At 39.8% G+C, this 25,757-nt stretch carries 22 protein-coding genes; 20 read left to right on the top strand and 2 right to left on the bottom strand.

Annotated elements, in window-relative coordinates:
- The first annotated feature begins 2 nt into the window (after positions 1-2).
- The 8 genes from HRQ91_RS08775 (at position 3) to HRQ91_RS08740 (ending at position 9,455) form a co-directional block, all read left to right on the top strand.
- On the top strand, positions 3-881 hold the full coding sequence (locus HRQ91_RS08775) for a carbohydrate ABC transporter permease (protein ID WP_210119195.1): 879 nt from the start codon (positions 3-5) through the stop codon (positions 879-881).
- A complete protein-coding gene (locus tag HRQ91_RS08770; protein WP_210119194.1) occupies positions 866-1,714 on the top strand; it encodes a carbohydrate ABC transporter permease in 849 nt (282 codons plus the stop codon). The genes HRQ91_RS08775 and HRQ91_RS08770 overlap by 16 nt, the downstream gene beginning before the upstream one ends.
- Positions 1,715-1,785: 71 nt before the next feature.
- Entirely contained in the window at positions 1,786-2,898 is a 1,113-nt protein-coding gene (locus HRQ91_RS08765) for a D-TA family PLP-dependent enzyme (RefSeq protein ID WP_210119193.1), read from the top strand.
- Positions 2,899-3,081: 183 nt separating this feature from the next.
- On the top strand, positions 3,082-3,996 hold the full coding sequence (dapA, locus tag HRQ91_RS08760; protein WP_210119192.1) for a 4-hydroxy-tetrahydrodipicolinate synthase: 915 nt from the start codon (positions 3,082-3,084) through the stop codon (positions 3,994-3,996).
- A 119-nt stretch (positions 3,997-4,115) separates the two neighbouring features.
- Positions 4,116-5,219 carry an aspartate-semialdehyde dehydrogenase gene (asd, locus tag HRQ91_RS08755; protein ID WP_210119191.1) on the top strand — a complete coding sequence of 368 codons (1,104 nt, stop codon included), beginning with the start codon at positions 4,116-4,118 and terminating at the stop codon, positions 5,217-5,219.
- 62 nt (positions 5,220-5,281) lie between these two features.
- The gene (locus HRQ91_RS08750; protein ID WP_210119190.1) at positions 5,282-6,544 is read left to right on the top strand and encodes a diaminopimelate decarboxylase; all 1,263 of its coding nucleotides are present in this window, start codon (positions 5,282-5,284) and stop codon (positions 6,542-6,544) included.
- Between the two features lie 53 nt (positions 6,545-6,597).
- Positions 6,598-8,103: a M16 family metallopeptidase gene (locus HRQ91_RS08745; RefSeq protein WP_210119189.1), complete on the top strand. Its 1,506-nt coding sequence runs from the start codon at positions 6,598-6,600 to the stop codon at positions 8,101-8,103.
- A 2-nt stretch (positions 8,104-8,105) separates the two neighbouring features.
- Positions 8,106-9,455, top strand: coding sequence for a M16 family metallopeptidase (locus HRQ91_RS08740; RefSeq protein WP_210119188.1), 1,350 nt, complete (start codon positions 8,106-8,108; stop codon positions 9,453-9,455).
- Positions 9,456-9,565: 110 nt separating this feature from the next.
- On the opposite strand, the gene aroC is transcribed toward HRQ91_RS08740, so the two are convergent.
- Positions 9,566-10,666 (bottom strand): chorismate synthase, encoded by a 1,101-nt coding sequence (gene aroC, locus HRQ91_RS08735; protein WP_210119187.1) that lies wholly within the window; start codon positions 10,664-10,666, stop codon positions 9,566-9,568.
- A gap of 25 nt (positions 10,667-10,691) precedes the next feature.
- Complete coding sequence (locus tag HRQ91_RS08730; RefSeq protein WP_210119186.1) at positions 10,692-12,362, bottom strand: AMP-binding protein; 1,671 nt, start codon at positions 12,360-12,362, stop codon at positions 10,692-10,694.
- A 364-nt stretch (positions 12,363-12,726) separates the two neighbouring features.
- On the opposite strand from HRQ91_RS08730, the gene rfbF reads away from it, so the two are divergent.
- The 12 genes from rfbF to HRQ91_RS08670 all read left to right on the top strand — a co-directional run bounded on the left by rfbF (position 12,727) and on the right by HRQ91_RS08670 (position 25,757).
- The gene (rfbF, locus tag HRQ91_RS08725) at positions 12,727-13,500 is read left to right on the top strand and encodes a glucose-1-phosphate cytidylyltransferase (RefSeq protein ID WP_210119185.1); all 774 of its coding nucleotides are present in this window, start codon (positions 12,727-12,729) and stop codon (positions 13,498-13,500) included.
- Between the two features lie 2 nt (positions 13,501-13,502).
- A complete protein-coding gene (gene rfbG, locus HRQ91_RS08720) occupies positions 13,503-14,561 on the top strand; it encodes a CDP-glucose 4,6-dehydratase (RefSeq protein ID WP_210120776.1) in 1,059 nt (352 codons plus the stop codon).
- A 1-nt stretch (position 14,562) separates the two neighbouring features.
- The gene (rfbH, locus tag HRQ91_RS08715) at positions 14,563-15,891 is read left to right on the top strand and encodes a lipopolysaccharide biosynthesis protein RfbH (protein WP_210119184.1); all 1,329 of its coding nucleotides are present in this window, start codon (positions 14,563-14,565) and stop codon (positions 15,889-15,891) included.
- Between the two features lie 9 nt (positions 15,892-15,900).
- On the top strand, positions 15,901-17,226 hold the full coding sequence (locus HRQ91_RS08710) for a lipopolysaccharide biosynthesis protein (protein ID WP_210119183.1): 1,326 nt from the start codon (positions 15,901-15,903) through the stop codon (positions 17,224-17,226).
- An 86-nt stretch (positions 17,227-17,312) separates the two neighbouring features.
- Positions 17,313-19,019: a thiamine pyrophosphate-binding protein gene (locus HRQ91_RS08705; RefSeq protein ID WP_210119182.1), complete on the top strand. Its 1,707-nt coding sequence runs from the start codon at positions 17,313-17,315 to the stop codon at positions 19,017-19,019.
- Positions 19,020-19,356: 337 nt separating this feature from the next.
- On the top strand, positions 19,357-20,370 hold the full coding sequence (locus HRQ91_RS08700) for a beta/alpha barrel domain-containing protein (protein WP_210119181.1): 1,014 nt from the start codon (positions 19,357-19,359) through the stop codon (positions 20,368-20,370).
- Entirely contained in the window at positions 20,367-21,371 is a 1,005-nt protein-coding gene (locus HRQ91_RS08695; protein ID WP_210119180.1) for a beta/alpha barrel domain-containing protein, read from the top strand. Before HRQ91_RS08700 ends, HRQ91_RS08695 begins: the two co-directional genes overlap by 4 nt.
- A gap of 2 nt (positions 21,372-21,373) precedes the next feature.
- Positions 21,374-22,168: a 1-deoxy-D-xylulose-5-phosphate synthase N-terminal domain-containing protein gene (locus tag HRQ91_RS08690; protein WP_210119179.1), complete on the top strand. Its 795-nt coding sequence runs from the start codon at positions 21,374-21,376 to the stop codon at positions 22,166-22,168.
- Positions 22,165-23,043, top strand: coding sequence for a transketolase family protein (locus tag HRQ91_RS08685; RefSeq protein WP_210119178.1), 879 nt, complete (start codon positions 22,165-22,167; stop codon positions 23,041-23,043). Before HRQ91_RS08690 ends, HRQ91_RS08685 begins: the two co-directional genes overlap by 4 nt.
- Entirely contained in the window at positions 23,040-23,975 is a 936-nt protein-coding gene (locus tag HRQ91_RS08680) for a glycosyltransferase family 2 protein (protein WP_210119177.1), read from the top strand. Before HRQ91_RS08685 ends, HRQ91_RS08680 begins: the two co-directional genes overlap by 4 nt.
- 77 nt (positions 23,976-24,052) lie before the next feature.
- Positions 24,053-24,676 carry a CatB-related O-acetyltransferase gene (locus HRQ91_RS08675; RefSeq protein ID WP_210119176.1) on the top strand — a complete coding sequence of 208 codons (624 nt, stop codon included), beginning with the start codon at positions 24,053-24,055 and terminating at the stop codon, positions 24,674-24,676.
- The gene (locus HRQ91_RS08670; RefSeq protein WP_210119175.1) at positions 24,663-25,757 is read left to right on the top strand and encodes a glycosyltransferase WbsX family protein; all 1,095 of its coding nucleotides are present in this window, start codon (positions 24,663-24,665) and stop codon (positions 25,755-25,757) included. The genes HRQ91_RS08675 and HRQ91_RS08670 overlap by 14 nt, the downstream gene beginning before the upstream one ends.

The raw sequence follows: 25,757 nt of genomic DNA, 5'->3' as shown, positions 1-25,757 counted from the left end.
TCATGACAAATAATTGGGTTGATCGGCATTATAAATGGATGTTCATATTGCCTGCGCTTGTTTTTATGACGGTTATGACCGTTATACCGGTAGCGATGACGATAGGATTCAGTTTTACCGATTGGGATTTGCTTCTCGGAGATTCGGTCCGTTTTAACGGTCTTGAAAATTATATACGGATTATTTGCAATGCGGACTTTTGGAATTCTTTCGTAATAACATTTTACTATACGTTTTTGGCAACTTTTTTGGAAATGGTCTTAGGCGTTGCCGTTGCCGTGGCTCTAAACAATGAATTCGCAGGCAAAGAGTTCATTAAAACTATGATATTGCTGCCTTATATGATGGCTCCCGTTGCCGTCGGTATGATGTGGATGCTGTTTTACGAACCGTCAAGCGGTCTGATAAATTACTTATTCGGTATGCTTTGTTTGCCTAAATCGGGTTTTACTTCTGTTCGATCGTCGGTTATCCCATCGATCGCTGTTGTTGAAGCTTGGCAAATGACGCCTATGGTGATTATCGTCTGCCTTGCGGGGCTTGCCGCTTTACCCAAAGACTGTATAGAGGCTGCGGCAATCGACGGAGCTTCCGTCGTTCAGACATTTTTTAAAATAAAATTGCCGATGCTGGTGCCCATACTTTTTTCCATCGGTTTATTGCGATTTATCGATATATTTAAATCATTTGACTTGATTTTTGCTATGACAGGGGGAGGTCCCGCCAATTCTTCGCGGACTATGAATCTTCTGGCGTATGAAAATGCTTTTTCGTATTATAAATTCGGATTGTCTTCCGCTATTCTTACTCTGGTTTTCGTACTTGTGATAGTTATCAGCTGTTTTACTTTAAAAGCAAAAAATAGATGGAGTATTCAATAAAGATGAACAATTATCGTGTTGAAAAGAGGATGAAAATATTTTTATTTTATCTTTTAATGTTGCTTATATGTACGGTTGTGATCTTTCCATTGTATTTTGTTCTTATTTCTTCATTTAAAAATATGGCGGACGTATACATGATGCCGCCTAAACTGCTCGGTTTTAAACCGATATTCGATCATTATAAATACATTTTCAAGTCGCAGCATTACGGCACATATATCTTTAACAGCGGCTTTATCGGAATATTGTCGACACTGTTTTCTCTGCTTTTAGGAATCCCCGCCGCTTATGCGATAGCACGGGAAAAAATGAAGGGCGCGGCATTGTTTATTCTTATAGCGCGCTTGCTTCCGGCAATGTCCTTTTTGCTTCCCTACTATTTTGTTTTTTCAAAACTGAAGTTGATAGATACGTTCTGCCCGCTGATTTTAAGCCATATGGTATTGTCGCTGCCGCTGGTCGTTTGGCTTATGGAAGAATTTATTGCCGGCATTCCTGTTGATCTTGACGAAGCCGCTATAATCGACGGATGTTCAAGGGCTAAATGTTGTTGGTCTATTATCGTGCCTATCAGTAAATCGGGAATAGCGACGTGTACGATTTTGTCATTCTTAGGATCGTGGAATAATTTTCAGTTTGCTCTTGTGCTGAGCGGTACTAGAACTCGAACGCTGCCGGTAACATTGCAATATTTTGTTTCAGGCGCGGATATCAGATGGGGCAGGATGCTATCTGCAACTATAGTTGTCATTCTTCCTGCGATTATTATTACGTTGATATTGCAGAAGTATATTATTCAAGGAATGACCGCCGGAGCGGTAAAAGGATAATATCCGTAATTGGTTTTGATAAACGGGCGGGAAGTCCTGCCGGAATTTAATTTATTTTGAGGTGTAACCGTATGAAGTGTTTGTACGACAATGATAACGTTGACGACGTTATAAGTCCCGTGTTGATTTATTATAAAAAGATAATTATCGATAATATAAAACTTTCGATAAAAATTGCCGGTAGCGCCGACAGATTATGGCCTCACGTTAAGACGCATAAGTCCGAATCTATGGTAAAACTGCAGCAGTCGCTGGGTATTAATAAGTTTAAATGCGCTACGATTGCGGAAGCGGAAATGTTGGCGATGGCCCGTGCGGAAAAAATTGTTTTGGCTTATCCTCTCGTCGGGCCGAACATAAAACGATTCCTTCAGCTTATTAAAACATATCCCGACAGCACATTTTACGCCATAGGCGACGATTACGATACGATCAAAAAGCTCGGCGAAGCGGCGGTTAAAAACGATATGATCGTTTCCATGATGATCGATGTGAATATGGGGATGGACAGAACCGGCGCGCCGATAGACGAAGTCGAAGCCTTGTACGCACGATGCGCCGAGTTGCCCGGAATAGAAATGACAGGGTTGCACTGTTACGACGGCAATCATCACGAATCCGACGTCAATGAACGCACGGCTAGGGTTTCGGAGGTTGATAAAAAAATCGAAACCGTAGTGTCTTGTCTTGAGGCAAAAAAAATAAAGTGTCCCATATTGATAATGGGCGGCTCGCCGTCTTTTCCCTGTCATGCAAAACTTACAAAGTATTATCTTTCCCCCGGCACGGTATTCATCAATGACGCCGGATACAGGAACGGATTTAAAGACCTTCCTTTTGTGCCTGCCGCCGCCTTGCTTACCAGGGTGATAAGTCATCCGGTCAAGGGGAGCTTTACGCTTGATTTGGGGTACAAGGCGATTGCTTCCGATCCGCAGGGTGTAAGAGGAGAACTTCAGAACTGGCCTAATGCGGAGCCCGTTCTTCAAAACGAAGAGCATTGGGTTTTTAAAATGAAAAAAGGCCATGAAAATGAAGTTCCTCCCATCGGTACCGTATTATATGTAATACCGACGCATATTTGCCCGACGTCTGCGTTGTATCCTTCGGTCTTGGTATCGGAAAACGGAAAGATAACGGAATCTTGGGACGTAACCGCGCGAAACAGAAAAATAAATATTTAGCCAAAACTTCCGTCGCTTCATTGGCGGCGTTTGTTGCACGGGGCGTGCGACAAACAATAATGGGCGACAGTTTTTGAAAAAACTGTCCGTGAAGCGTAAATTCTTTACTTGTCAGAAATGCATAAAAATGCAATAATACGCGTGATAAGTGCATAAAACAAACATGCGCAAACGGAGATATTTATGGCGGCATTATTTCGCGGCGCTTTTACGGCGATGATCACCCCGATGGGTTCGGACGGGTCCGTAGATTTTGAGGGATTCCGTAAAAATGTTAAATTCCAGCTTGAAAGCGGAATAACAGGGCTTTTTCCTCTGGGAACAACCGCCGAAACTCCTACGCTTGATGAAGACGGCGAAGAGGATAAGATCGTCGATATAGTGATGACGGAGACGCGTTCTTATGAAAAGGCTCGCAATGTAAAAATTCCTGTCGTATTGGGGGCAGGAAGCAATAATACGCGGGACGCGGTACGCTATACCGAGCGCGCAAAAAAAGCGGGCGCCGCCGGAGCGCTTGTCGTAACTCCGTATTATAATAAGCCTTCGCAGGAAGGTATTTTTAGGCATTTTGAGGCCGTTTCAAGGGTCGGCGTTCCGATAATCGTTTACAACATACAAGGAAGATCCGGAGTGAATATTTCCACGGAAACTCTTTTGCGCATAGCGGCTTTACCGAATATTGCGGGCGTAAAAGAAGCCAGCGGAAATATCAATCAGATGATGGACGTTATAGCTTTAATCAAATCAAAGCGTCCGGATTTTTCGGTTTTAAGCGGAGACGATGTGCTTACCCTGCCGCTTGTTGCTTGCGGCGGAGACGGAGTTGTGTCGGTTGTATCAAATCTTGCTCCTTCCCTTATAAGTGAAATGGTAAATTCCGCTTTAAATGGGGATATGACGAAGGCGCGTAGTCTTCATTACAGGTTGTTGCCGTTTTTTAAAGCGGCCTTTGTAGACGGGAATCCTTCGTCAATAAAATATGCCATGAATGTCAAAGGTCTTGCAGCCGGTAAGCCGCGGCTTCCGCTTGTCGAGCCTACGGATGCGGCTAAAAAAGTTATTGAAAATGCGCTTAAAGAATGTAATCTTATCTGATAGGTAGAATTCTGTAGGCGTAACGCTCGAAGCGTCACGCTGCTGGAACCTCGCCTTAAGTATCTCGTTTTTAAAACGCGCCATTCCATTGAACAATGAAATAGAAGGGAGAGAGAATTATGTCAAAAATTTGTGTCGGTGTTTTAGGTGCGACCGGGATGGTGGGACAGCGCTATATTCATCTTTTGGAAAACCATCCTTGGTTTGAAGTTACTTACGTGGCTGCAAGTCCGCGCTCGGCGGGAAAACCGTACAAAGAGGCCGTTGCAAATCGCTGGCTAATCGGCTCGGACATTCCGCAGGGCGTTGCGGATCTTACAGTCTATGATGCCGGAGACGTAAGCTCCGCCAAAGGAAAATGTTCTTTTGTGTTCAGCGCGCTTGAAATGGACAAGGAAGCGATAAAGGCGTTGGAAAGTTCCTACGCGGCTTTCGGGATTCCCGTGGTTTCAAATGCGAGCGCCAATCGTTGGACACAAGACGTTCCCATGCTTATTCCCGAAATAAACTCTTCTCATATCGATATAATCGCAAGCCAGCAAAAAAAGCGCGGCTGGGACAAGGGCTTTATAGTTGTAAAACCTAATTGTTCGCTTCAGACATATATGATGCCGCTTTATTCGCTCATAAAAGCCGGTTATCCGGTAAAACGCATGATTATAACGACTTTACAGGCCGTTTCGGGCGCAGGATATCCGGGAGTTTCGTCGTTTGATATGATCGATAATATCATTCCCTATATAGGCGGCGAAGAAGAAAAGACTGAAAAGGAATGTCTTAAAATTCTCGGAAACGTGTCCGGCGAAAAGATAGTGGACGCTTCTTTTCCGCTGGTGTCTTCAACCTGCACGCGCGTTCCCGTAATTGACGGACACACTGCCTGTGTAAACCTTGAATTCGATCTGGCGGAAAATAAAAAACCTTCGCTCGAAGAGATAGAAAAGATTTTCACCTCGTTCAAGTCCGTTCCGCAGGAGCTTAAACTTCCGTCTGCGCCGGATCATCCTATCGTAGTGCGCCGTGAGGAAAACAGACCCCAACCGCGCCGCGACAGGGACGTGGAAAAAGGTATGGCTTCGGTTGTGGGGCGGCTGCGGAAATGCAATATATTCGACGTAAAGTTTGTGGCTCTAAGCCATAACACAAAGCGCGGCGCCGCTCTTGGCGGAATTTTAAACGCCGAATTGTTGAAAGCCAAAGGTTTCTTTGACAAATTAGTTTAATTTCGAGTTTTACCAAACCCTAACTTCGGCCGAATTATAAGGTTTTTTTTGGAGAAGTATTTATGAGCTCTAATTTTCCCCTCACGCATGATCAGCTTGTTGATCTTGAAAAGAAATTTCCTACGCCGTTTTATCTGTATGATGAAAAAGCCATACGCGGCAACGTAAGAAAATTTATCGGAGCGTTCGGAGTTTTCTCAGGAATTTGTGAATATTTTGCCGTAAAAGCGCTCCCTAATCCGTACATACTTAAGATTCTCGCTTCCGAAGGCTGCGGCGGCGACTGTTCCAGTTTACCGGAGCTGATTCTTTGCGAATTATCCGGTATAAAAGGCGAAAAGGTTATGTTCTCTTCCAATGAAACTCCGGCGGACGAATATCGCCTTGCTTTTAAAAACGGAAATATCATAAACCTTGACGACATAACTCATATAAATTTTTTGGAAAAAACGCTCGGCAAGTTGCCCGATCTTATATGCTTTCGCTATAATCCTGGGCCCCTCAAGGGAGGAAACGCGCTAATAGGAAAACCGGAAGAAGCTAAGTACGGACTGACAAAAGAGCAGATATTCGAAGCGTATTCCGAATGCAAAAAAAGAGGCGTTAAGAGATTCGGACTTCACACTATGGTTGCGTCGAACGAACTTGATCCTGATTATTTTGTCGATACGGCGAGAATGCTTTTTTCACTCTGTGTTGAAATAAAACAAAAATGCTCGGTGCGAATCGAGTTTGTGGATTTGGGCGGCGGCATAGGAATTCCGTATAAGGCGGAACAAAAGGAAGTCGATCTAACCTACGTAGCCGACAATATGCGTAAGGCTTATGACGAAATTATAACGTCGGCGGGCCTTGATCCGCTTAAAATTTATTGGGAATGCGGTAGGCCCATAACCGGTCCGTACGGATGGCTTATCACAAAGGCGATACATGAAAAGCATATTTACCGTGAATATATAGGCGTGGACGCAAGCATGGCCGATCTTATGCGACCGGGAATGTACGGGGCTTACCATGAAATTACCGTAAGCGGCAAGGAAACGGCTGAAAAAGATCACGTGTACGACGTCGTAGGTTCTCTATGTGAAAATTGCGACAAATTTGCCGTACAGCGCAAACTGCCCAAGATTGATATGGGCGATCTTTTGATAATACACGATGCGGGCGCTCACGGACGCGCCATGGGATTCAATTACAACGCAAAGCTGCGCTGCGGTGAGGTTTTGCTGCGCCCCGACGGTTCATTTAAAGAAATCCGCCGAAAAGAAACGATAGACGATTATTTTGCTACGCTGGACATGAAAGGCCTTAAATCGTTCAGGTAGCGGCGACTCGGCTTTGCTTGAAACCTTTTTGTCTTTACAGTTATTTTCTAAATATGAATTATATGACAAAAAAATTGAAAAATGCGCTTTTGTGTTTTACCGTACTCTTCTGTGCGGTTTCGCTGGTTTCGGCTTCGGGCAAAAAAGAAGCCGCAAAAACTTCGGTAGAAAGTCTTTATGAGTATGAGCTGGATAACGGATTAAAACTTTTTGTGGCTGAAAACGATTCCGCTCCGCTTGCGTACATTGAAGTTGCCGTAAGATGCGGCGCGATAGCGCAAACGCCTGAAACGGCAGGTCTGTTCCATCTTTATGAACATATGATGTTTGAAGGCGATTCCAGATATCCCAGCAGCGCCGATATGGACAAGGCCGTGCGGGATATGGGCGCGCTCGGACAAAACGCACAGACAGGAATAAACGGCGTAAGATATTTTTTTACCGTGCCCAGCGCATTGCTTGAAAAAGGACTTGAGTTTTGGAGTTATGCGATCAGAGAACCTTTGCTCTCCGAACACGGCCTTGATTCTCAAAAGAAGGTCGTAATCGCCGAAATTGAAGGAAATTTTCCGGATCCCGCAAGGATTTATTCTTACAACCTGTTTAGGACTATGTTCCCGAAATATCCGTGGAGAACGGATCCGTCGGGTTCTTCGCAATTGGTTCAAAACGCCGCTTCGGACGATTTACGGCTCATGCTAAAAAAATACTATGTGCCGAACAACGCGGCGGTTTTTGTAGGCGGCGACGTGCGGCATGAAAATGTGTATGAACTTGTAAAAAAAATATACGGTTCTTGGGAAAGAGCGGACGACCCGTGGAGCGAAGAGCGGGAGCGGCAGCTCTCGGATCCTCTTACGGAAACGACGTTTAGAGTGATGCCTTCCGATACGATTTCGGCGGAACAGGCAGTAATAAGCGTGTATTTCAGAGGGCCTGACGCAGGTTATGACGAGGATTTTATAGAAATCGCGTCTTTTTTTGACGAACTCATGGACGATCCTTCAGGCTTTTATAAGCAAACCCTGCTCGGCATGAGCGATCTTGAAATTTCCGACGCGGATCACATAGGAGAGGGAGCGTCTTTTTACCGCGAAAACGGACTCATAATGTTTAAAGCCGTCGTAAATTCCCCTCAAAAAGATCTCGCAGAAAGGGCGGCTCTTTTTGCTTCTACCGTAACCGATAAAATCATTCCTCAAATTCTTAATAAAAAAGATATTTTTACAAAAGAACAGTTTGCTCAAGTTAAACGGACGATGAAAGATTATGGGTATCTTACGGCCGAAACCGCCGAAGATCTTCTTAGACAAGTTGAATACTGGTGGGAAAACGCATCGGCGGAATTCTTTTTTAAAAAGGCTCCCAAGATAAAAAAATCGGATATCGATAAATATCTGAATACGTATATAAGTAAGAAATATCCGCTCGTGACGGTCCAACTTAATACGGCCGTGTATGCGGAACAAAAAAATTCTTTTGCCGCCGCAGGTTTTAAAGAATTTACTCAAGACAGCGCATATTGGTGGAAGGATTACGAGCGCTTTAAACAGGAATGAATATGATAAAGAAAAAAAGAATATATATTTGTACGGTTTTTTTGTGGCTGCTCGCCGCCGGAGCCTTCGGGAAAGAATTTTTTTTGAATAATAAAATTCCCGTTTACGTAAAAGAAAACCGTTCCAATCGCTTAGTTTCAGTTTATTTGATAGTCGAAGGCGGCACCGCGCTCTTGCCGCCTGAATATTCCGGCCTTGAAATGGCGCTGTTCCGCATGATGAGAAGCGGCTCTAAAAAATATTCGTACGAGTATATTCAAGATCTTTTATACAAAACGCATGCGGATTTTTTCGGATTTGCGCAGACTGAAGGCGCAGGGCTTGGAATAGAATGCCTTGATTATTATCTCGACGATCTTTTGCCCGTATTTGCGGATGGATTTTTGAATCCGCTGTTCGATGAAGCGGAATACGATACGATGAAAAAGGAATACGCCCAAAGACTTCAGGCGACTCTTAATTCCCCGAGTTCTCTTGCGTTTTACACAGCCTTGGAAAACATATACGCGGATCACCCGTATAAAACTCGAGCTTCTGCAACGGCGAGTTCCATCGAAAATATCACTGTAGAAAACATGAAGGGACTTCATAAAAAAACATTGGACGCAAGACGGATCTTTGTTGTGGTAGTCGGCAACGTTAAGGCAAAAAAGATCGTAAAAAAACTGAATTCGATGCTCGGTTCTGAAATTTCTCCTTTGTCCGAACAAAAATTTTATCCGCCTGAAATAAGCCCGGTAGACGTAGGCGGAAAAAACGTTGTCATAAGCCATCCGGCTGCAGCGGGGACGGGATTTATGTACGGATGTTTTGATTCTCCGCCGATAGACAGCGAAGATTACATTCCTGCCTGCATTGCTTCGGATATGATGAGCGACGTTCTCTATCAGGTAGTGCGCGAAGAACACGGAGCCTGCTATACTCCTTCGTCTTTTATTTTAAGTTCCAAGGCGCCCTTCGGCGTGATTTCGCTTTACAGAGTAAGCGATCCTGAAAATATCGTAGGCTATGTTGAAGAAGCCGAGAAAATCATGGAAGAAGGAAATATAATAGTCGGAAGGAATCCCGATCGTTCTTTTATTTTTGAACCGATGGAAGCTCATCTTGAAAGCTATAAAAACATCTATATAAATCAAAAATATGCCGATCAAAAGACAAACAGCGGCGTTGCCGGAAGTATAGGAAAAAGCCTTTTACAGTTCGGAGATGCGGTAAGCGCGGGAAGACTTGCTCAAAAGGCGGAATCCGTCACTTATGAGCAGATAATGCGCGTTTTTAAAAAATATTTTTTGCAAAACAAAAGATGGTTTTGCGTCGTAGGACCTGAAGCGGACGGAGATGTAAGATTTTAAGGAAGACGGGGGAGGCGAATTCCGGCAGAGCCGACACATCGCTAATTACCGTATGCGCTGCCGCGCCGGCGACGGAATTACAGAGCCGGAAGAATTTTATCGGAATTCGATCATGTCTTTGTGCATCCGTTTCTCAAATACATATCCGCGAGCACGATATAGGTCATCGCTTCAATTACCGGAACTATGCGCGGACATATGCACACATCGTGGCGCCCCTCGATCACTAAGTCGGTATTTTCGATCTTGCCTTCTTTTACGGTTATTGTCCTTTGCGGTTTGAAAATACTCGGAACGGGTTTTATCGCGGCGCGGAAGACAATTTCATTTCCGTTTGAAATTCCGCCCAATATTCCGCCTGAATTATTTGTTTCAAAACTTATCAAATCGGGCATAGATCCTGTTCGCATAGGATCGTTATTTTGACTGCCCGTCATGTCCGCAACATGAAAGCCTTCTCCGAATTCTATGCCTTTTACGGCGCCTATTGAAAGGATCGCCTTTGCGATCTCTGCATCCAATTTGTCAAAAACAGGTTCGCCCAATCCGGCAGGCGCTCCTTTTACTACGCATTCGATAATTCCGCCTGCGCTGTCTCCCGTTTCTTTGAGATGTTTGATTTTTGCTTCCATTTCGGCGGCGGCGGCGCAATCGGCAGCTCTCAGAGGATTTTTTTCAATATCGTCAAAGTCGATTTTTTTGCATTGAATTCCGGCGGCTTTGAGCGTAAAAGCCGTAACTTTTATTCCTTCTTTTTCGAGCAAAAGCTGTGCAACGGCTCCCGCGGCAACTCTCGCCGCCGTCTCTCTTCCGCTGGATCTGCCGCCGCCGCGCCAGTCGCGCGTTCCGTATTTTGCGTAATAAGTAAAATCTGCGTGCCCCGGCCGAAACGTATTTGCAATATCGGCGTAATCGTTTGACTTATGAGATTTGTTCCGTATTAAAAGAGAAATGGGAGTTCCCTGCGACACACCGTTAAAAACGCCGCTGAGTATTTCTACCTCGTCGTCTTCTTTTCTTTCTGTTACGGCGGCGTTCGGCTTGCCGTCGGCCGCGGCTCCCGGACGACGGCGATTCAGAGCTTTTTGAATGTGTTTTACATCTATTTTAAGACCTGCGGGACAACCGTCTATCACAACTCCCAACGCTTCCCCGTGACTTTCTCCGAACGTGGTTACTCTGAAAACCGTTCCGAATGTGTTTCCGCTCATGAACTCTCCCTGTGCGGCGCAAAACTTAAACTTCCTTTTCAGTATCTTTTTCTCTTATTTCAACGCGGCGGATTTTGCCGCTGATCGTCTTAGGAAGTTCGCTTACAAACTCTATTACGCGCGGCCTTTTATACGGAGCCGTATGATGTTTGACAAAATCCTGCAGATCAAGTTCCAGCTTTTTCGTAGCCTCATATCCGGCTGACAAAACCACCGTCGCTTTTACAAGCTGTCCGCGCCTTATGTCCGAAACGCCCGTAACGGCGCACTCGAGTACGGCCGGATGTTTTTGCAAAACGCTTTCAACTTCGAACGGACTTATTCTGTATCCCGCGCTCTTTATTATATCGTCATTTCGACCTATAAACCAGATAAAACCGTCTTCGTCCATCTTTGCAGTATCCTTCGTATGATACCAGCCGCTTTTAAAAACTTCTTCCGTCAACTGTTTGTCTTTGAAGTATCCTGTAAAAAGCCCGAACGGATGATTGTTTTTTAAATTGATGACTATTTCACCCGTTTCACCGGGTTTGCAGGGCTGCCCGTCGGGATCCACTACGGCAACTTCATATCCCGGCGCAGGTTTGCCCATGGAACCGGGCTTAGGCGTCATGCCGGGGAAATTTCCGCAAATGACCGTGCTTTCGGTTTGACCGTAAGCTTCAAACATTTTTATTCCCGTCTGCTCGTAAAAGCGGTCAAATACTTCAGGGTTTAGGGCTTCGCCTGCAGTTACGCAGTATTTAAGCGAAGACAGATCATATTTTTTAAGATCACGCCTTATAAGATAGCGGTATATTGTCGGCGGAGCGCAAAAGGTGTTGACCTTATATTTTTCGATTTTGTGAAGTATGACGTCTGGTTTAAAGGCCAGCATGTCAAAGGTGAATACCGCCGATCCTGCCAGCCATTGACCGTATAATTTTCCCCAGACGGCTTTTCCCCAGCCTGTTTCGGCTATGGAAAGATGCAGTCCGTCGTCGATAACGTTTTGCCAATACTTGGCGGTTATTATGTGGCCGAGCGGATACAAAAAATTATGGGCAACCATTTTAGGATAGCCTGAAGTTCCCGAAGTAAAATAAAGGAGCATGGGATCTTCGTTGTGCGTGGCCTTATCGCCTTGGGGGCGGGGAAAATCTTCGGGATATTTTTCAAATTCTTGTGAAAAGCATATCCAGCCCTCTCTTGCCTTCCCGATAGTTACGAGCGATTTTACCGTAGGGGAATTGGGCATAGCCTTTTCGATTTCATTTTGCACGTCTTCATCGTCAAGCGAAACGATCATCTTTATGGCTGCAGCGTTATTTCTGTATTCTATATCCGGCTGAAGCAAGAGAACGGTGGAAGGAACCGCCATCGCGCCGATCCGATGCAGCGCGAGCATAAAGTACCAAAACTCGTATCTTCGCCTTAGGACGAGCATTACGGCGTCGCCTTTTTTTATTCCGTGGGCGGATAAAAACTGTGCGGTTTTTTTAGAAGCCGCGGACATTTGCGCAAAGGTAAAGATTTTTTCTTCATTGTCGTCGCACCACACAAGCGCTCTTTTTTCAGGGGCTTCACGCGCATAACGGTCGACTATGTCGTAACTGAAGTTGAAATTTTCAGGCGTCTTTATCTTAAAATTTTCTTTTAGATCCTCATAAGTTTTAAAATCTCGAGCTTCCGTTATGTATTCCTTGTATAGGTTCATCAGTATTTCTCCCGTGTTTTTTAGATTTCATAGAATAATTTTTTTAACGATTTTGCGGGTATCGACAAAGATTTTCACAAAATGCTTGTCCCCTAAAGCTGAAGGTTTTCTTAAGTGACGCATTTTAAAAATTAATTATAGCCTACAATTCCTTTAACGGATACCCTTTTTATATTTGACACCGATTTAAAAAAAAGGTTGCAGTGAAATCGGTGGAAAGGGCAAAGATTGTATTTTATCAGGGAATATTAATTCTGATTGTTTAAACTTGATTTTTGTGTACGTATAATGTGTAACTTTACAAAATTGAAGCTTGTTGATATAGTAGTTTATAAAATCAAACGAAACGAGGACCCGCTGATTTATGAAAGTCGTTATTTTAGCCGGAGGTTACGGAACTCGGATCAGCGAAGAATCTCATCTCAAGCCGAAACCGATGATCGAAATCGGGGAGCTTCCGATCATTGTGCACATAATGAAGATCTACGCGGCTCATGGTTTTAAAGAATTCATTATCTGTGCCGGATACAAACAGCATATCATCAAAGAATATTTTTCAAACTATTTTCTCTATAACAGCGACGTTACGTTTGATATGCAGGATAATGCATGCATATTCCATAACAAACCGAAAGACGATTGGAAAGTCACCATTGTCGATACCGGTTTACGGACGATGACAGGCGGACGAGTTAAACGCATAAAAGAATATATCGAAAATCAACCGTTTATGCTTACTTACGGCGATGCCGTCGGCAATATCGATATGGCGGCGCTGCTTGCGTCACATAAAAAATCCGGAAAACTTGCAACGATGACATGCTACAATTTAGGTCAAAATAAGGGAGTCGTTGAAGTTGCGGACGGGACCGTAAAAGCATTCCGAGAAAAAGACGATGAAGACGGAGACCTTATTAATGTCGGTTTTATGGTGTGTGAGCCCGAAGTGATTAATTATATTGAAGGAGATGCGACCGTTTTTGAACAGACACCGTTAAAATCGCTCGTTCTGGATAATCAACTGAACGCATATATTCATCGCGGTTTTTGGCAGTGCATGGATACACTGCGAGAAAAAGAAAAACTCGAACGGCTTTGGGCAAGCGGCAGTGCTCCGTGGAAAATTTGGAAAGACTGATCATGGATTTGTCGTTTTATGACGGAAAGAAGGTATTTATAACAGGACATACGGGCTTTAAAGGGACATGGCTCTGCCGTATTTTAATTAACGCTAGGGCACGTATTAAGGGGTATTCTCTTGAACCGCCAACCATACCGAGCCTCTTCGTATCAACCGGGACTGTAAACGATATCGACAGTATAATCGGCGACATCCGCGACGGAGTGAAGCTTCGCGATGAGGTAAACGCTTTTCGGCCGGATATTGTCTTTCACTTGGCCGCCCAACCGATTGTTCGTACGAGCTATAAGGAGCCGATCGTGACATATGAAACAAATGTGATGGGTACGGTAAATGTTCTTGAAGCCGTCCGATCTGCGCCGAGCGTAAAATCGTTTGTAAATGTTACTACAGATAAAGTCTATCTCAATAGAGAATGGGCATGGGGTTACCGCGAAAACGAAGAGTTGTGCGGCTATGATCCGTATTCAAATTCGAAATCCTGTTCCGAGTTGGTTACCTACAGCTATAAAAATTCGTTTTTTAAAGAACAAAACAGCGCAGCGATAAGCACTGCCCGCAGCGGCAATGTCATAGGCGGCGGCGACTATGCGCCGGATAGGATTATTCCGGACTGTATCCGCGCCGTAGAAAACGGCAAAGAGATAATACTTCGCAATTCAAACAGCATACGCCCGTATCAGCATGTTCTTGAATGTTTGCGCGGATATCTTATGCTTGCCGAAAAGCAATCCGAAGACAAGAAAAAATACAGCGGAAGCTATAACTTCGGACCGGACGATGAAAGCTGCGTTACGACGGGTGGGCTTGCGGATTTATTCTGCGATACGTGGGGGTGCGGTGCATCTTGGAAAACCATAGAAGAAGCCGATGCTCCACACGAAGCTAATTTTTTGAAACTTGACTGCTCAAAAGCCAAAGCCGTCCTAGGTTGGTACCCGAAATGGAGCGTGCGGACGGCAGTGGAAAAAATCGTCGAATGGCAAAAATCCGTTGCAAGCGGAAATTCTGCAAAAGAAATGACGGATAAACAGATAAAGGAATATTTCGAGGAGTAGTATGTTTGAAGATAGCACAAAAAAACAGGCAGCAGAGCAGATTATTTCTGCCGTAAAAGAATATTACAAAAAATTTATGGTAAGGCCGGAATACAAGGACGGCGACCGTATCAGCTATGCAAGCCGCGTGTTCGACGAAAACGAAATGGTGAATCTTGTGGACAGCTCCCTTGAATTTTGGCTTACGAGCGGACGCTACACGGATCAATTTGAAGCGCAGCTTGCAAAGTATCTCGACGTTCCGTTTTGCTCTCTCGTCAATTCAGGGTCAAGCGCCAATCTTTGTGCATTTATGGCGCTTACATCGCCGCTTTTAAAAGAACGTCAGTTGAAACGTGGAGACGAAGTGATCACCGTAGCCTGCGGATTCCCTACAACGGTAACGCCGATCATTCAATACGGCGCGGTTCCCGTTTTTGTCGATGTCACGATTCCGCAGTACAACATTGACGTGACAAAGCTTGAAGATGCTTTGTCGCCTAAGACAAAAGCTGTAATGATTGCGCATACGCTCGGAAATCCGTTTGACTTAAAAGCGGTAAAAGAGTTTTGTGCAAAGCATAATCTTTGGCTTATAGAAGATAACTGCGATGCGCTCGGCTCAGAATACACGATTGACGGGAAGGCGTATAAGACCGGAACCGTCGGCGATATAGGCACATCGAGTTTTTATCCGCCGCATCACATGACGATGGGCGAGGGCGGTGCCGTGTATACTCGCAATCCGCTGCTGCATAGGATTATTAGATCTTTGCGCGATTGGGGGCGCGACTGTATTTGCCCGAGCGGAGTGGATAATAAGTGCGGCCATCGTTTTGACGGGCAGTATGGAGAACTTCCGTTCGGATACGATCATAAATATACGTACAGCCACTTCGGCTATAATCTTAAAGCGACAGATATGCAGGCTGCGATCGGCTGTGCGCAGCTTAAAAAATTTCCGACATTCGTTGAACGACGAAAGTATAACTGGAAGCGTCTGAAAGACGGACTTGCGGGGTTGGAAGACAAGCTCATACTTCCCGAACCCGCCGCTTCAAGCGATCCGAGTTGGTTCGGTTTTTTAATAACGTGCAAGCCAGGCACGAACAGGACCGAACTCGTAAAAAAGATTGAAGCGGCGAACATCCAAACGCGTGCTCTTTTTGCCGGAAATCTTGTGCGCCATCCGTGCTTCGATCAAATGCGTTTAAGCGGGAAAGGTTACAGGATAAGCGGTACGCTGGATGTGACCGACAGGATTATGTATGACACATTTTGGATCGGCGTGTATCCCGGCATGACCGATCGGATGTTGGATAAGATGATAAATGTCATTAGGCAAAGATAATAATTTTTTATGCTTTTTGGGGGTGTTAAAAATAATAAGAAATTAATAAAAAGTATTTTTCTCAATATATTATTGAAGCCTTGTTTGGTGTTGGTTAGTTTTTTTTATACACCTTTGGTTTTATCGTTTTTGGGTGTCGAAAAGTATGGGGTATGGGTTACTATGCTTTCGGTATTGAATTGGCTAACGATTTTTGATTTTGGTATAGGCGGCGGCTTTAGAAATTTATTGGGAAAATCGCTGGTAAAAAATGATAAAAAAGAAATAAACAGCATATCGTCTACTGCATATATAACCCTTTTATCAAGTGTATCAATTCTTTGTGTTATTTTATTGATATTTTCATATTTTATAAATTGGAATAGTGTCTTTAATACTGACGTAGTAATAAAACCGGCTGTCTTTATAATTTTAATATTTTTATGCTTAAATTTTGTTTTTGGTCTTACAAATTCTATCCTATATGCAAATCAAAAATCGGAAATAGTACCGATAATAAATTTTGTAGTTCAAATTTTTAATTTATTTGGCGTATTTCTTTTCAAAAAAATTATTAGTGAAGAGAATAGAACAATAAGCCAGATGGCGCTACTTTATTCTAGTTCCGGAATAGTGGTTAATTTATTTGTTGTTAGCTATATATGGAAAAGATATAAGGAATATATTCCCAGTTTTAACAGCTTTGATAAAAGGTATATAAATTCCATTTTTAACTATGGAGTAAAATTGTTTTTTTTACAAATTTGCGGAATATTATTATTTATGACCGACAGTATAATTATTACACACCTTTATTCTCCTGAGCAGGTAACGCCATATGCGATAACTAGGAATTTGTTTTCCATAGTTAATTCTTTGTTTGTTGCATTATTGGTACCTTTTTGGTCGAAATATACAATTGAAAATGAAAAGAAAAATTATGTATGGATAAAGAAAAGTATAAATGTGCAACTGGTATTATTGGGGTGTGGTATTATTGGGCTTATAATTCTATATCATATTTTTATTCCATTGACAAAGATTTGGTTAAAAAAAGAACTTGATTTTCCTCCATATCTGATTTTGACTATGGCTATATTAATCGGTACTGAAATGTTTACAGGGGTATTCTCAATTTTTTTGAATGGAGTTAGCTATATAAACGGGCAACTTAGTATTTCCATAATAGGGGCTATTTTAAATGTTCCCTTGTCTATTATTTTTGCTAAGTATTTAGGATTTGGAGTTACAGGAGTTTGCTTCGCAACGGTATGTTGTCAGATGCTTGGTGTTATTTTTCTACCTGTTTTTACTATTAAATTTTTAAAGCAAAATATGAAAATGTGTAAAAATTGATTTCCATAGAATATTTTGAAAATCTCTTTCCATGATTAAAAAATAAATATATGATTAATTATCTGCGTAAAAGAGGTTTCTATAGAATGAAAGTTAGTGATTATATTATTAATTTTTTCATAGACAACGGTATAAATGATATGTTTGGATATCCAGGTGCCGTTGTATGCCATCTGATGGATTCTGCTGCTAAAAACAAAAAAATGCATTTACATTTGAATTACCATGAACAGGCATCGGCTTTTGCAGTTTGCGGGTATGGATTAGGAACTGGAAAAATAGCCGTTGCTTATTCTAACGGCGGACCCGGGGCGACAAATCTTGTAACAGGGATTGCCGATGCATATTATGATTCTATTCCTTCCATTTTTATTGCAGGTCAGGTTGATACTTCCGACATGAAGGGAATGTTTCCTATGCGTCAAAAGGGAATACAAGAGATCCCAATTGCAAAATTGATGTCTCCGATTTGTAAAGCTTTCTATTTAGTAGATGCTCCTAGCGCGGTACCTTTTTATTTTAAGAAAGCATTGTATGAGGCAAAGTCTGGACGTCCCGGTCCTGTTGTTCTGGAATTGCCGGCTGATGTGCAAAGAGCGGATATAGATGTTGATTTGTGTGATGTTTTTTCTATTCCGGATTGTGAAAAAGTAAAGGCGGGTGAATATAGTTTATTGATTGAAAGAGCGCTAATGGAATCGAAAAGACCGTGCATTCTCGTTGGAAACGGCATAAAGGTTTCTAATCTTGGAGATAAACTTAAAAAAATTATTGAAAAATTTCATATTCCTGTAGTTTTTAGTTTGCACGCCTTCGATTTATTTGAATATGATTATAAATATAATTTCGGTTTCATTGGAAATAATGGAAAACGGTATAGTAACTTTATTCTTTCGAAAGCAGATTTAATAATTTCATTTGGGGCAAGGCTGGATATAAAACAGGTCGGAAATCAAAGATCAAATTTCGCGAAAAATGCAAAATTGATTAGAGTTGATATCGATAATAATGAACTGTCTTATCGAGTAAGGCCTGATGAGATTCAATTACTTATTGATTTGCGTTATTTGTTAGATAAATTGTTGGAATGCGATGTAGCGCTTGATACGAAAAATTGGATTGATATATGTAATATTTTAAAAACCCAATTGGAAGGATATGACCTTCATGAGTATCATCTGTCTCTTAGAAGCCTTTTATCAAAAGTTAATGGAGCATGTATATATACGGCAGATGTTGGTCAACATGAAATATATATGGCACAAGCCTTGAAGCTTAAAAAAGAACAACATGTAGTTTTGTCTCTAGGATTAGCCTCTATGGGTTTTGGCATACCTGCGGCTATCGGTGCTTATTATGCGACCGGAAAATATGTCGTTTGTGTTTGCGGTGACGGTGGTTTTCAGATGAATTCTCAGGAATTACAGTTTTTAGCAAGGGAAAATATTCCTGTCAAAATTATTGTATTCAATAATAATTCACTAGGGATGATTCGTGAATTTCAGGAAAGAAATTTTGCCAATAAGTGTATTCATTCTGTAGAATCTGAAAGTTATGTAGTGCCAAATATTGAGCGATTATCAAATGCTTATGGGATTTCATATAGAAAACTGAATAGCGAAGATAAAATCGAGATTGAGAATTTCGAATTTAAATCGGATATTCCGGAAATTATAGAGCTTGTAATTTCAACGCCAACGACTTTATATCCGAGATTTATAAAAGGTAAAAATATTCAAGATATGGATCCTCCCCTTCCGGATAATTTATATACGGAGTTAAATAATTTATAAGAATCAGAAATTATGATTAATATGATAGAGTTTTATGGTAATAATAAGAAATATTAAAGCTTTTAATGAAAATTGATATTTTGTTCGGCTGCTGAATTTTAAGTTTGGAAAGATGGCTGTAAAAATAGATACCGATAAAATAAGAATAAAGTGTATTTGTCTTGGAGTCGGTGATATGTTTTTATTTTAAATTATACGAGGAAACCGAACTTGCTGGACGTATGAGACAGGTTGGTAATTGCTAAAGTTATTATGTATCCAGCATCTGATGATGTTGATTATATTTAATAGGCTGTTATTTCACTCGACGGTGGATTAACTTTATAAAGGGGTATAAATGAGTAAATGCTTATTGCTGGACTGTACCTTACGTGACGGAGGGTATATAAACAACTGGGAATTTGGTGATAAAGCTATATATGATATATGTTCAAAGTTGGAAGATGCCGGAGTTGATATTTTAGAATTAGGCTTCTTAAGAGATGAAACTTATTCTTCAAATAGAGTTGTTTGGAATGATATTCAACTGGCTGATAAGTATATATCTAAGAAAGATTCGAATAGGCTTTATGCCGTTATGGGAGAGATATTTAATCCTTTCCCATTAGAGAAATTAAAACCTAAAAGCGAAACTTCAATTGATATAATCCGTATAATTGTTTGGAAACGCTTGATTCCTGAAGCCTTAAATTATTGTAAAGCAATAATAGACAAGGGATATAAGTTATGTGTCCAGCCGGATCGGGTCAATCAATATACGCTTGAAGAATTTAAGGACATGGTTTCAAAATTCGCCGCAATAAACCCTTATGCAATTTATGTTGTTGATTCAAATGGATTACTGTGTAAGAAACGCCTTTTGGAATATTTGAATACAGCGGATTCTGTATTATCTAAGAATATAAAACTTGGTTATCATGGACATAATAATCTATTACAGGCTGTAGGTACTGCAGAAAGTTTTAGAGAACTTGAATTGGACAGAGATATAATTATTGATGGAACAGTGAGGGGTATTGGAAGAAGCTCCGGAAATTTGAATATTGAACTTTTTGCCAAATATTTAAATGATAATTTTAAGACTAATTATAAAATTAGAAATTTTATTGAAATTTATGATAAATATATACACAGCATTTATGAAAAATCTCAATGGGGATACTCCATGGAAACTTTTATTACAGCCTATCATGATTGTAACCCCAATTATGCATATATTTTAAAAAATGATTATCATCTCACAGCAAGAGAAATTTTTGATGTGATTTCCTTGTTTAATGAAAAAGATAAAGTAATAACAAATAGAGATGCAATCCAGTCATATATTGATAAATACAGGAATATGAAATGATTAAACTTTTAGATTGTACATTGAGAGATGGCGGTTATATAAATGATTGGATGTTTGGCAGAAGAGCTATTGATGAAATTACAAAAAAATTGGTTGATTCTAATATTGATATAATCGAGCTTGGTTTTTTAAAGGATGAACAGGAAGATCACAATAGGACGGTTTTTAATTCAGTAAAAAGACTTATTCCTCTTATTGGTAAAAAGAAACCAGGGACATTATATGCTGCAATGATTGATGTTCAGGGAAGAATCCCTATTGAAATGATAGATCCGTGTACACCTGAAACGATAGATATTATTCGGGTTATTGTATGGAAGCGCCTGCTTAGTCAGGATTTTGAATATTGTAAAAAAATTGTAGAAAACGGATATAAGCTTTTTATTCAGCCGGCTCGTGTTGATCAGTACACGGACGAAGAATTTATAAATATGATTCATCAGTTTGAAGTTTTGACTCCAATGGCAATGTATATAGTAGATTCATGGGGAACTCTGACAATTGAAAAGGCCATGCATTATTATAAACTTATGGAAGCCAATCTAAATAAACAGATTTTGATCGGGTATCATGGTCATAATAATATGCAACAGGCATTTGGAATCGCAGAAGCTCTTATTTGTAATAAAGGCGACCGTGATCTGATTATTGACTCCAGTATTTATGGTATAGGACGAGGTGCCGGTAATTTAAATACTGAAATAATCGCAAATTATCTTAATACAAATTTCAATTATAAATATGATGTGGAAAATATAATTTCTTTATATGATAACTATATAAAAGATATATACGATAAGTTTTCATGGGGCTATTCTATTCCTTTGCTTATTACTGCTATAAATCATTGTAATCCTGAATATGGTATTTATTGTGAGAAAAACGGTTTATCTGAAATGCAGACATTGGAAGTAATCAATCAATTAAACGGTGGAAATAAAATTCGTTTTAATAAAGAACTTATAAAAAAAATAGTCGATTCTATAAAAAGGAATAAATAGTCATGGAAGAAATTTCAAGAAAATTGCGAAAGACGGCTTTATATCTCTCTCATAAATGCAAAGACGGGAATTTGCAAAGTGTATTTTCTTGCCTGGATATTATGTGGGTTTTATATGACAGAGTGATGAACTGGTCTCCAGAAAAAGCATTAGATGATGACCGCGATTTTTTTATTATAAGTAAAGGGCAGGCTACTCTCGCTTTATATCCTATTTTAATAGAAAAAGGTATGTTTAATTTAAAAGATATTGCAAGCGAAATTGGAAATTTTGATAGCCGTTATTGCATACAAACGGATTTAACTAAATTCAGCGGCGGTATAGAAAACAATGCGGGGTCTTTAGGTCATGGACTTCCGTTTGGTACGGGTATCGCATATGCAAACAAAATAAAGAAAAGTCGTTCCAATGTATATGTACTTTGCGGTGATGGTGAACTTTGTGAGGGTACGATGTGGGAATCATTTATTTTCGCCGGTGATAAACATCTTGATAATTTATGTGTGATTATTGATGATAATGATTCTGTAAAAGCGATGGTTTCTCTTAATTCAATTAGTGAAAAGCTTAGATCATTTAATTTTGATACGTTTGAAGTAAACGGACATGATATGAACGAATGTGAAAGTATTCTTTCTGGAATTAAAAAAATGAACAATGGAAAGCCAAAGGCTGTTATTGCACATACAATACGTGGGTATGGTAGCAAAACGATGACAGAACATGAGATATGGTTCCACAAAGCACCGAACGAAAGCGAACTTGTGTTATTAAATAAAGAGGTAGATGAATTTTGAGAAAAACGTTTTTAAGTCGTGTAGCAGATATGATAAGGAATGAACCGGACACTATTTTCTTTACAGTGGATATTGGTATGTGGGCAATTCGTGATGTATTGGAAGAATTTCCTGATAGATGTACAAATGTTGGAATTTATGAAGACGGAATGTTTAGTATTGCTGCCGGTTTGGCAAGAAGGGGATTTATCCCAACGCTTTTTGGAATACAACCTTATCTTATAGAACGAGCCCTAGAACAAATTAAAATGGATTTTGCTTATCAAAAGCTTGGTGTAAATGTTGTAGGTACGGGCGCTGCTATAGATTATCCTAAATATGGTTATTCTCATTACTGTCCGGACGATGTACAATTGATTAAGATGATTCCCGGCTGTGAATTCGTCGCTCCCGGTACGGCCCAGGAATTTTTAACTCTTTTTAATCAGACTTATCGTGACGGACGTCCGACTTTTTATAGAATTAGTGATTATCCGAATAAAAAATATGATATTGATGTGAAATTTGGAAAAGCGAATGTTATACAAAAAGGTTCAAAGATTACTGTCATTGTTGTTGGAGTTTTGCTTGACATGGTAATGGACGTTTGTAAGAATAAAGATGTCACGGTGCTGTATTATACAACGCTGGAACCTTTTGATGGCGATACGCTTGCAGATAATTGTCCTTCCGATAACATCCTTGTGGTTGAGCCGGAATATAAAGGTTCTTTGGACTATGATATTATAAATTCTCTGGCTGGTAGAGAATTACAAATTAGGCATGTCGGATTTCCTAGGGAAATATTTAGAAATTACGGTACATATCATGAGAAGTTGGATTTTTATAAAATAACTTCTCTACAAATAGAGAAGTTGCTTCATGGAGTTATATGATTTATCTAAGTGTTTGTATTCCAACGTATAACAGATGCAAACAATTAAAAAAGTCAATAGAATCTATTATTTGTCAAAAGGCATTCATATCTGGGGATGTAGAAATTGTTGTTTCTGATAATGCTTCAACTGATGGTACTCAATTTATGATGGAGGAATATTCCAAAAGATACAAAAAAATTATTTATTCAAGAAATACTGAAAATGAAGGTGTTAGTAAAAATATTTATAAATCTCTTATGCTGGCTAACGGCGAATATAGAAAAATTTCAAACGATACGTTTATTTATAATTCAGATTCGATTGATAGAATAGTAAAATATATTAAAATTTATATTGATAATAGACCTCTTTTATTTTTTGCAAACAGCTATTTAAAAGATATACCGATGATTTATGTAGTTAAAGATGTTGATTCCTTATTGACAAAGCTTTCTTTCCAAATTACTTCTGATGTTTTACATGGATATTGGAAAGACGATATAAAGTTCTTACTTGATTTAGATATTTCAAAGTGGTTTTATACAATTCGGTTTGTAATTGAGAGAATGTTTATAAAAAAATCAGCGGTTATAGTTAATGAAAGGCTGCTTTCTATTCATGAAGTAAACAAGAAGGATTTGTCGTATGGGCTTTATAATGTGTTTTATATTGAACAATTTAATATTTATAGCGAATATTTAGCCAGACATATCATATCAAAATCAACGTATGATTATCTGGAAAAGGATATTTTATTTGGCTTTTTTATTGAATGGGTTATTAACCAAAAAATAAATAAAGATAAATTTATTTTTAACGAATATGATGATTTGGATAGTTTGATTAATATAACTTATAATTGCAAAGATTATTATAAACATTATAGAAGAAAACTTGGATTTCAAATATTTATCAGACATATAAAGAACTTATTAAGTTGCGTTAAGTAATAACTAAAAAATAAAACAAGTAATTGTTCAAGTAATATTTAAAATGATAAAATAAGCAAATATAAAGGTATCGTTATATGTTTGGATTAGAACGAATAAAGCTTCAATTCTTTCGAAGAAAATATAGACGACGTAATAAACACAATGAAACATGCATTGCAAATTTTTGTGATTTATCTAAAGTTCTTGTCGGGAAAAGAACATATGGATTAATTAATGTTACCGACTACAGTTCTGCAGATACAAAACTGTATATCGGTTCATATTGTTCCATTGCTCCAAATGTCAGATTTTTACTTGGAGGCGAACATCAGCTTGATTCTATTTCAACATATCCATTTAAAGTCAAGTGTTTCGGCGCATTGAAAGAGGCCGGCTGTAAAGGGGATATTGTTATTGAAGACGATGTTTGGATTGGTGACAGCGTTGTTATCTGCTCCGGTGTGACTATCGGACAAGGCGCCGTTATTGCAGCGGGCGCTGTCGTTACTAAGAATGTCGAACCATATGCTATTGTCGGAGGAAACCCCGCGAAGTTTATAAAGTATCGGTTTGATGAGCGACTTCGACAACGGCTTGTGCAAACAGATCTTGTTTCTTTATTTGATTCATTTACGGCCGAAGACATACCATTTGTGTATGAGAGACTTGATGAAACAATATTGAATAAGATTTTAGAGGAATATAATGCAAAAAAATAAACCTAGGGTTATAGCTTTTTATTTGCCTCAATTTCACCCTACAAAGCATAATAACGAGTGGTATGGAAAAGGATTCACCGAATGGACGAATGTTGCTAAAGCAAAGAAATTATTTATAGGACATGAACAGCCTCATATTCCAAGTGATTTGGGTTTTTATGATTTAAGGTTGGAAACAACTAGAATAGAACAAGCGGAAATGGCAAAAGAATACGGGATAGAAGGTTTTTGTTATTATCATTATTGGTTTTCCCCAACCAGACAGGAACTTGAATTGCCGTTCAATGAAGTTTTAATAAGCGGGAAGCCGGACTTTCCATTCATGTTATGTTGGGCAAATGAAACTTGGCAGCATAAATTCTGGAATTTAGACGGATCTTATGATAAAAAAGATTTAGTGATTCAGACATATGGTGGTAAAAATGATTATGTAAAACATTTTTATGATATTTTACCGGCCCTAAAAGATCATAGATATATTTGTATAGATGGTAAACCTGCATTTATGATTTTGAAACCGTTGCAAATTCCTGATTTAAAAATCTTTTTAGATACTTGGAACGAATTAGCAAAGCAAAACGGTATGAACGGTATATTTTTTATAGCACAATCTGTCAGAACGGATGAGGAATATAAGAGTATATTATCAAACGGGATAGAAATTGTGAATAGTGTAAGACACATGGATAATACTTTCTATAGGAAGAAAATAGTAAAATTTATTTCAAAATTAATACGGATAACATTACGCGTCCCGTTGATTCGTAGTTATAAGCAGATTTATCATACATTTATAGCGGGCTTGGATTCTAATGAAAGTGTTGCTCCGACTATTATTCCTAATTGGGATCATACGCCAAGGAGCGGTAGGGGCGGATATGTAATAACTGGCTCTACTCCGACATTATTTAGACTTCATTTGCGAGAAGTGTTTTCTGTCCTGAAAACAAAATCTAAAGATAGACAAATAGTATTTTTAAAATCGTGGAATGAATGGGGGGAAGGTAACTATATAGAACCCGACCTGAAATATGGAGATTGTTATCTTCGTGTATTAAAAGAAGAGATCGATAGCTATTAA

The organism is Treponema parvum (genome assembly GCF_017893965.1).
In the GTDB taxonomy this organism is placed as follows: Bacteria; Spirochaetota; Spirochaetia; order Treponematales; family Treponemataceae; genus Treponema_D; species Treponema_D parvum.
The sequence above is the reverse complement of the archived record's forward strand: the minus strand, read 5'-3'. Positions and strand labels throughout refer to the sequence as shown.

Bases quoted from the DNA above. Each gene is read 5' to 3' on its own strand.
- HRQ91_RS08775 (WP_210119195.1), top strand. From the start codon at position 3: ATGACAAATAATTGGGTTGATCGGCATTATAAATGGATGTTCATATTG.
- HRQ91_RS08770 (WP_210119194.1), top strand. From the start codon at position 866: ATGGAGTATTCAATAAAGATGAACAATTATCGTGTTGAAAAGAGGATG.
- HRQ91_RS08765 (WP_210119193.1), top strand. From the start codon at position 1,786: ATGAAGTGTTTGTACGACAATGATAACGTTGACGACGTTATAAGTCCC.
- dapA (WP_210119192.1), top strand. From the start codon at position 3,082: ATGGCGGCATTATTTCGCGGCGCTTTTACGGCGATGATCACCCCGATG.
- asd (WP_210119191.1), top strand. From the start codon at position 4,116: ATGTCAAAAATTTGTGTCGGTGTTTTAGGTGCGACCGGGATGGTGGGA.
- HRQ91_RS08750 (WP_210119190.1), top strand. From the start codon at position 5,282: ATGAGCTCTAATTTTCCCCTCACGCATGATCAGCTTGTTGATCTTGAA.
- HRQ91_RS08745 (WP_210119189.1), top strand. From the start codon at position 6,598: ATGAATTATATGACAAAAAAATTGAAAAATGCGCTTTTGTGTTTTACC.
- HRQ91_RS08740 (WP_210119188.1), top strand. From the start codon at position 8,106: ATGATAAAGAAAAAAAGAATATATATTTGTACGGTTTTTTTGTGGCTG.
- aroC (WP_210119187.1), bottom strand. From the start codon at position 10,666: ATGAGCGGAAACACATTCGGAACGGTTTTCAGAGTAACCACGTTCGGA.
- HRQ91_RS08730 (WP_210119186.1), bottom strand. From the start codon at position 12,362: ATGAACCTATACAAGGAATACATAACGGAAGCTCGAGATTTTAAAACT.
- rfbF (WP_210119185.1), top strand. From the start codon at position 12,727: ATGAAAGTCGTTATTTTAGCCGGAGGTTACGGAACTCGGATCAGCGAA.
- rfbG (WP_210120776.1), top strand. From the start codon at position 13,503: ATGGATTTGTCGTTTTATGACGGAAAGAAGGTATTTATAACAGGACAT.
- rfbH (WP_210119184.1), top strand. From the start codon at position 14,563: ATGTTTGAAGATAGCACAAAAAAACAGGCAGCAGAGCAGATTATTTCT.
- HRQ91_RS08710 (WP_210119183.1), top strand. From the start codon at position 15,901: ATGCTTTTTGGGGGTGTTAAAAATAATAAGAAATTAATAAAAAGTATT.
- HRQ91_RS08705 (WP_210119182.1), top strand. From the start codon at position 17,313: ATGAAAGTTAGTGATTATATTATTAATTTTTTCATAGACAACGGTATA.
- HRQ91_RS08700 (WP_210119181.1), top strand. From the start codon at position 19,357: ATGAGTAAATGCTTATTGCTGGACTGTACCTTACGTGACGGAGGGTAT.
- HRQ91_RS08695 (WP_210119180.1), top strand. From the start codon at position 20,367: ATGATTAAACTTTTAGATTGTACATTGAGAGATGGCGGTTATATAAAT.
- HRQ91_RS08690 (WP_210119179.1), top strand. From the start codon at position 21,374: ATGGAAGAAATTTCAAGAAAATTGCGAAAGACGGCTTTATATCTCTCT.
- HRQ91_RS08680 (WP_210119177.1), top strand. From the start codon at position 23,040: ATGATTTATCTAAGTGTTTGTATTCCAACGTATAACAGATGCAAACAA.
- HRQ91_RS08675 (WP_210119176.1), top strand. From the start codon at position 24,053: ATGTTTGGATTAGAACGAATAAAGCTTCAATTCTTTCGAAGAAAATAT.
- HRQ91_RS08670 (WP_210119175.1), top strand. From the start codon at position 24,663: ATGCAAAAAAATAAACCTAGGGTTATAGCTTTTTATTTGCCTCAATTT.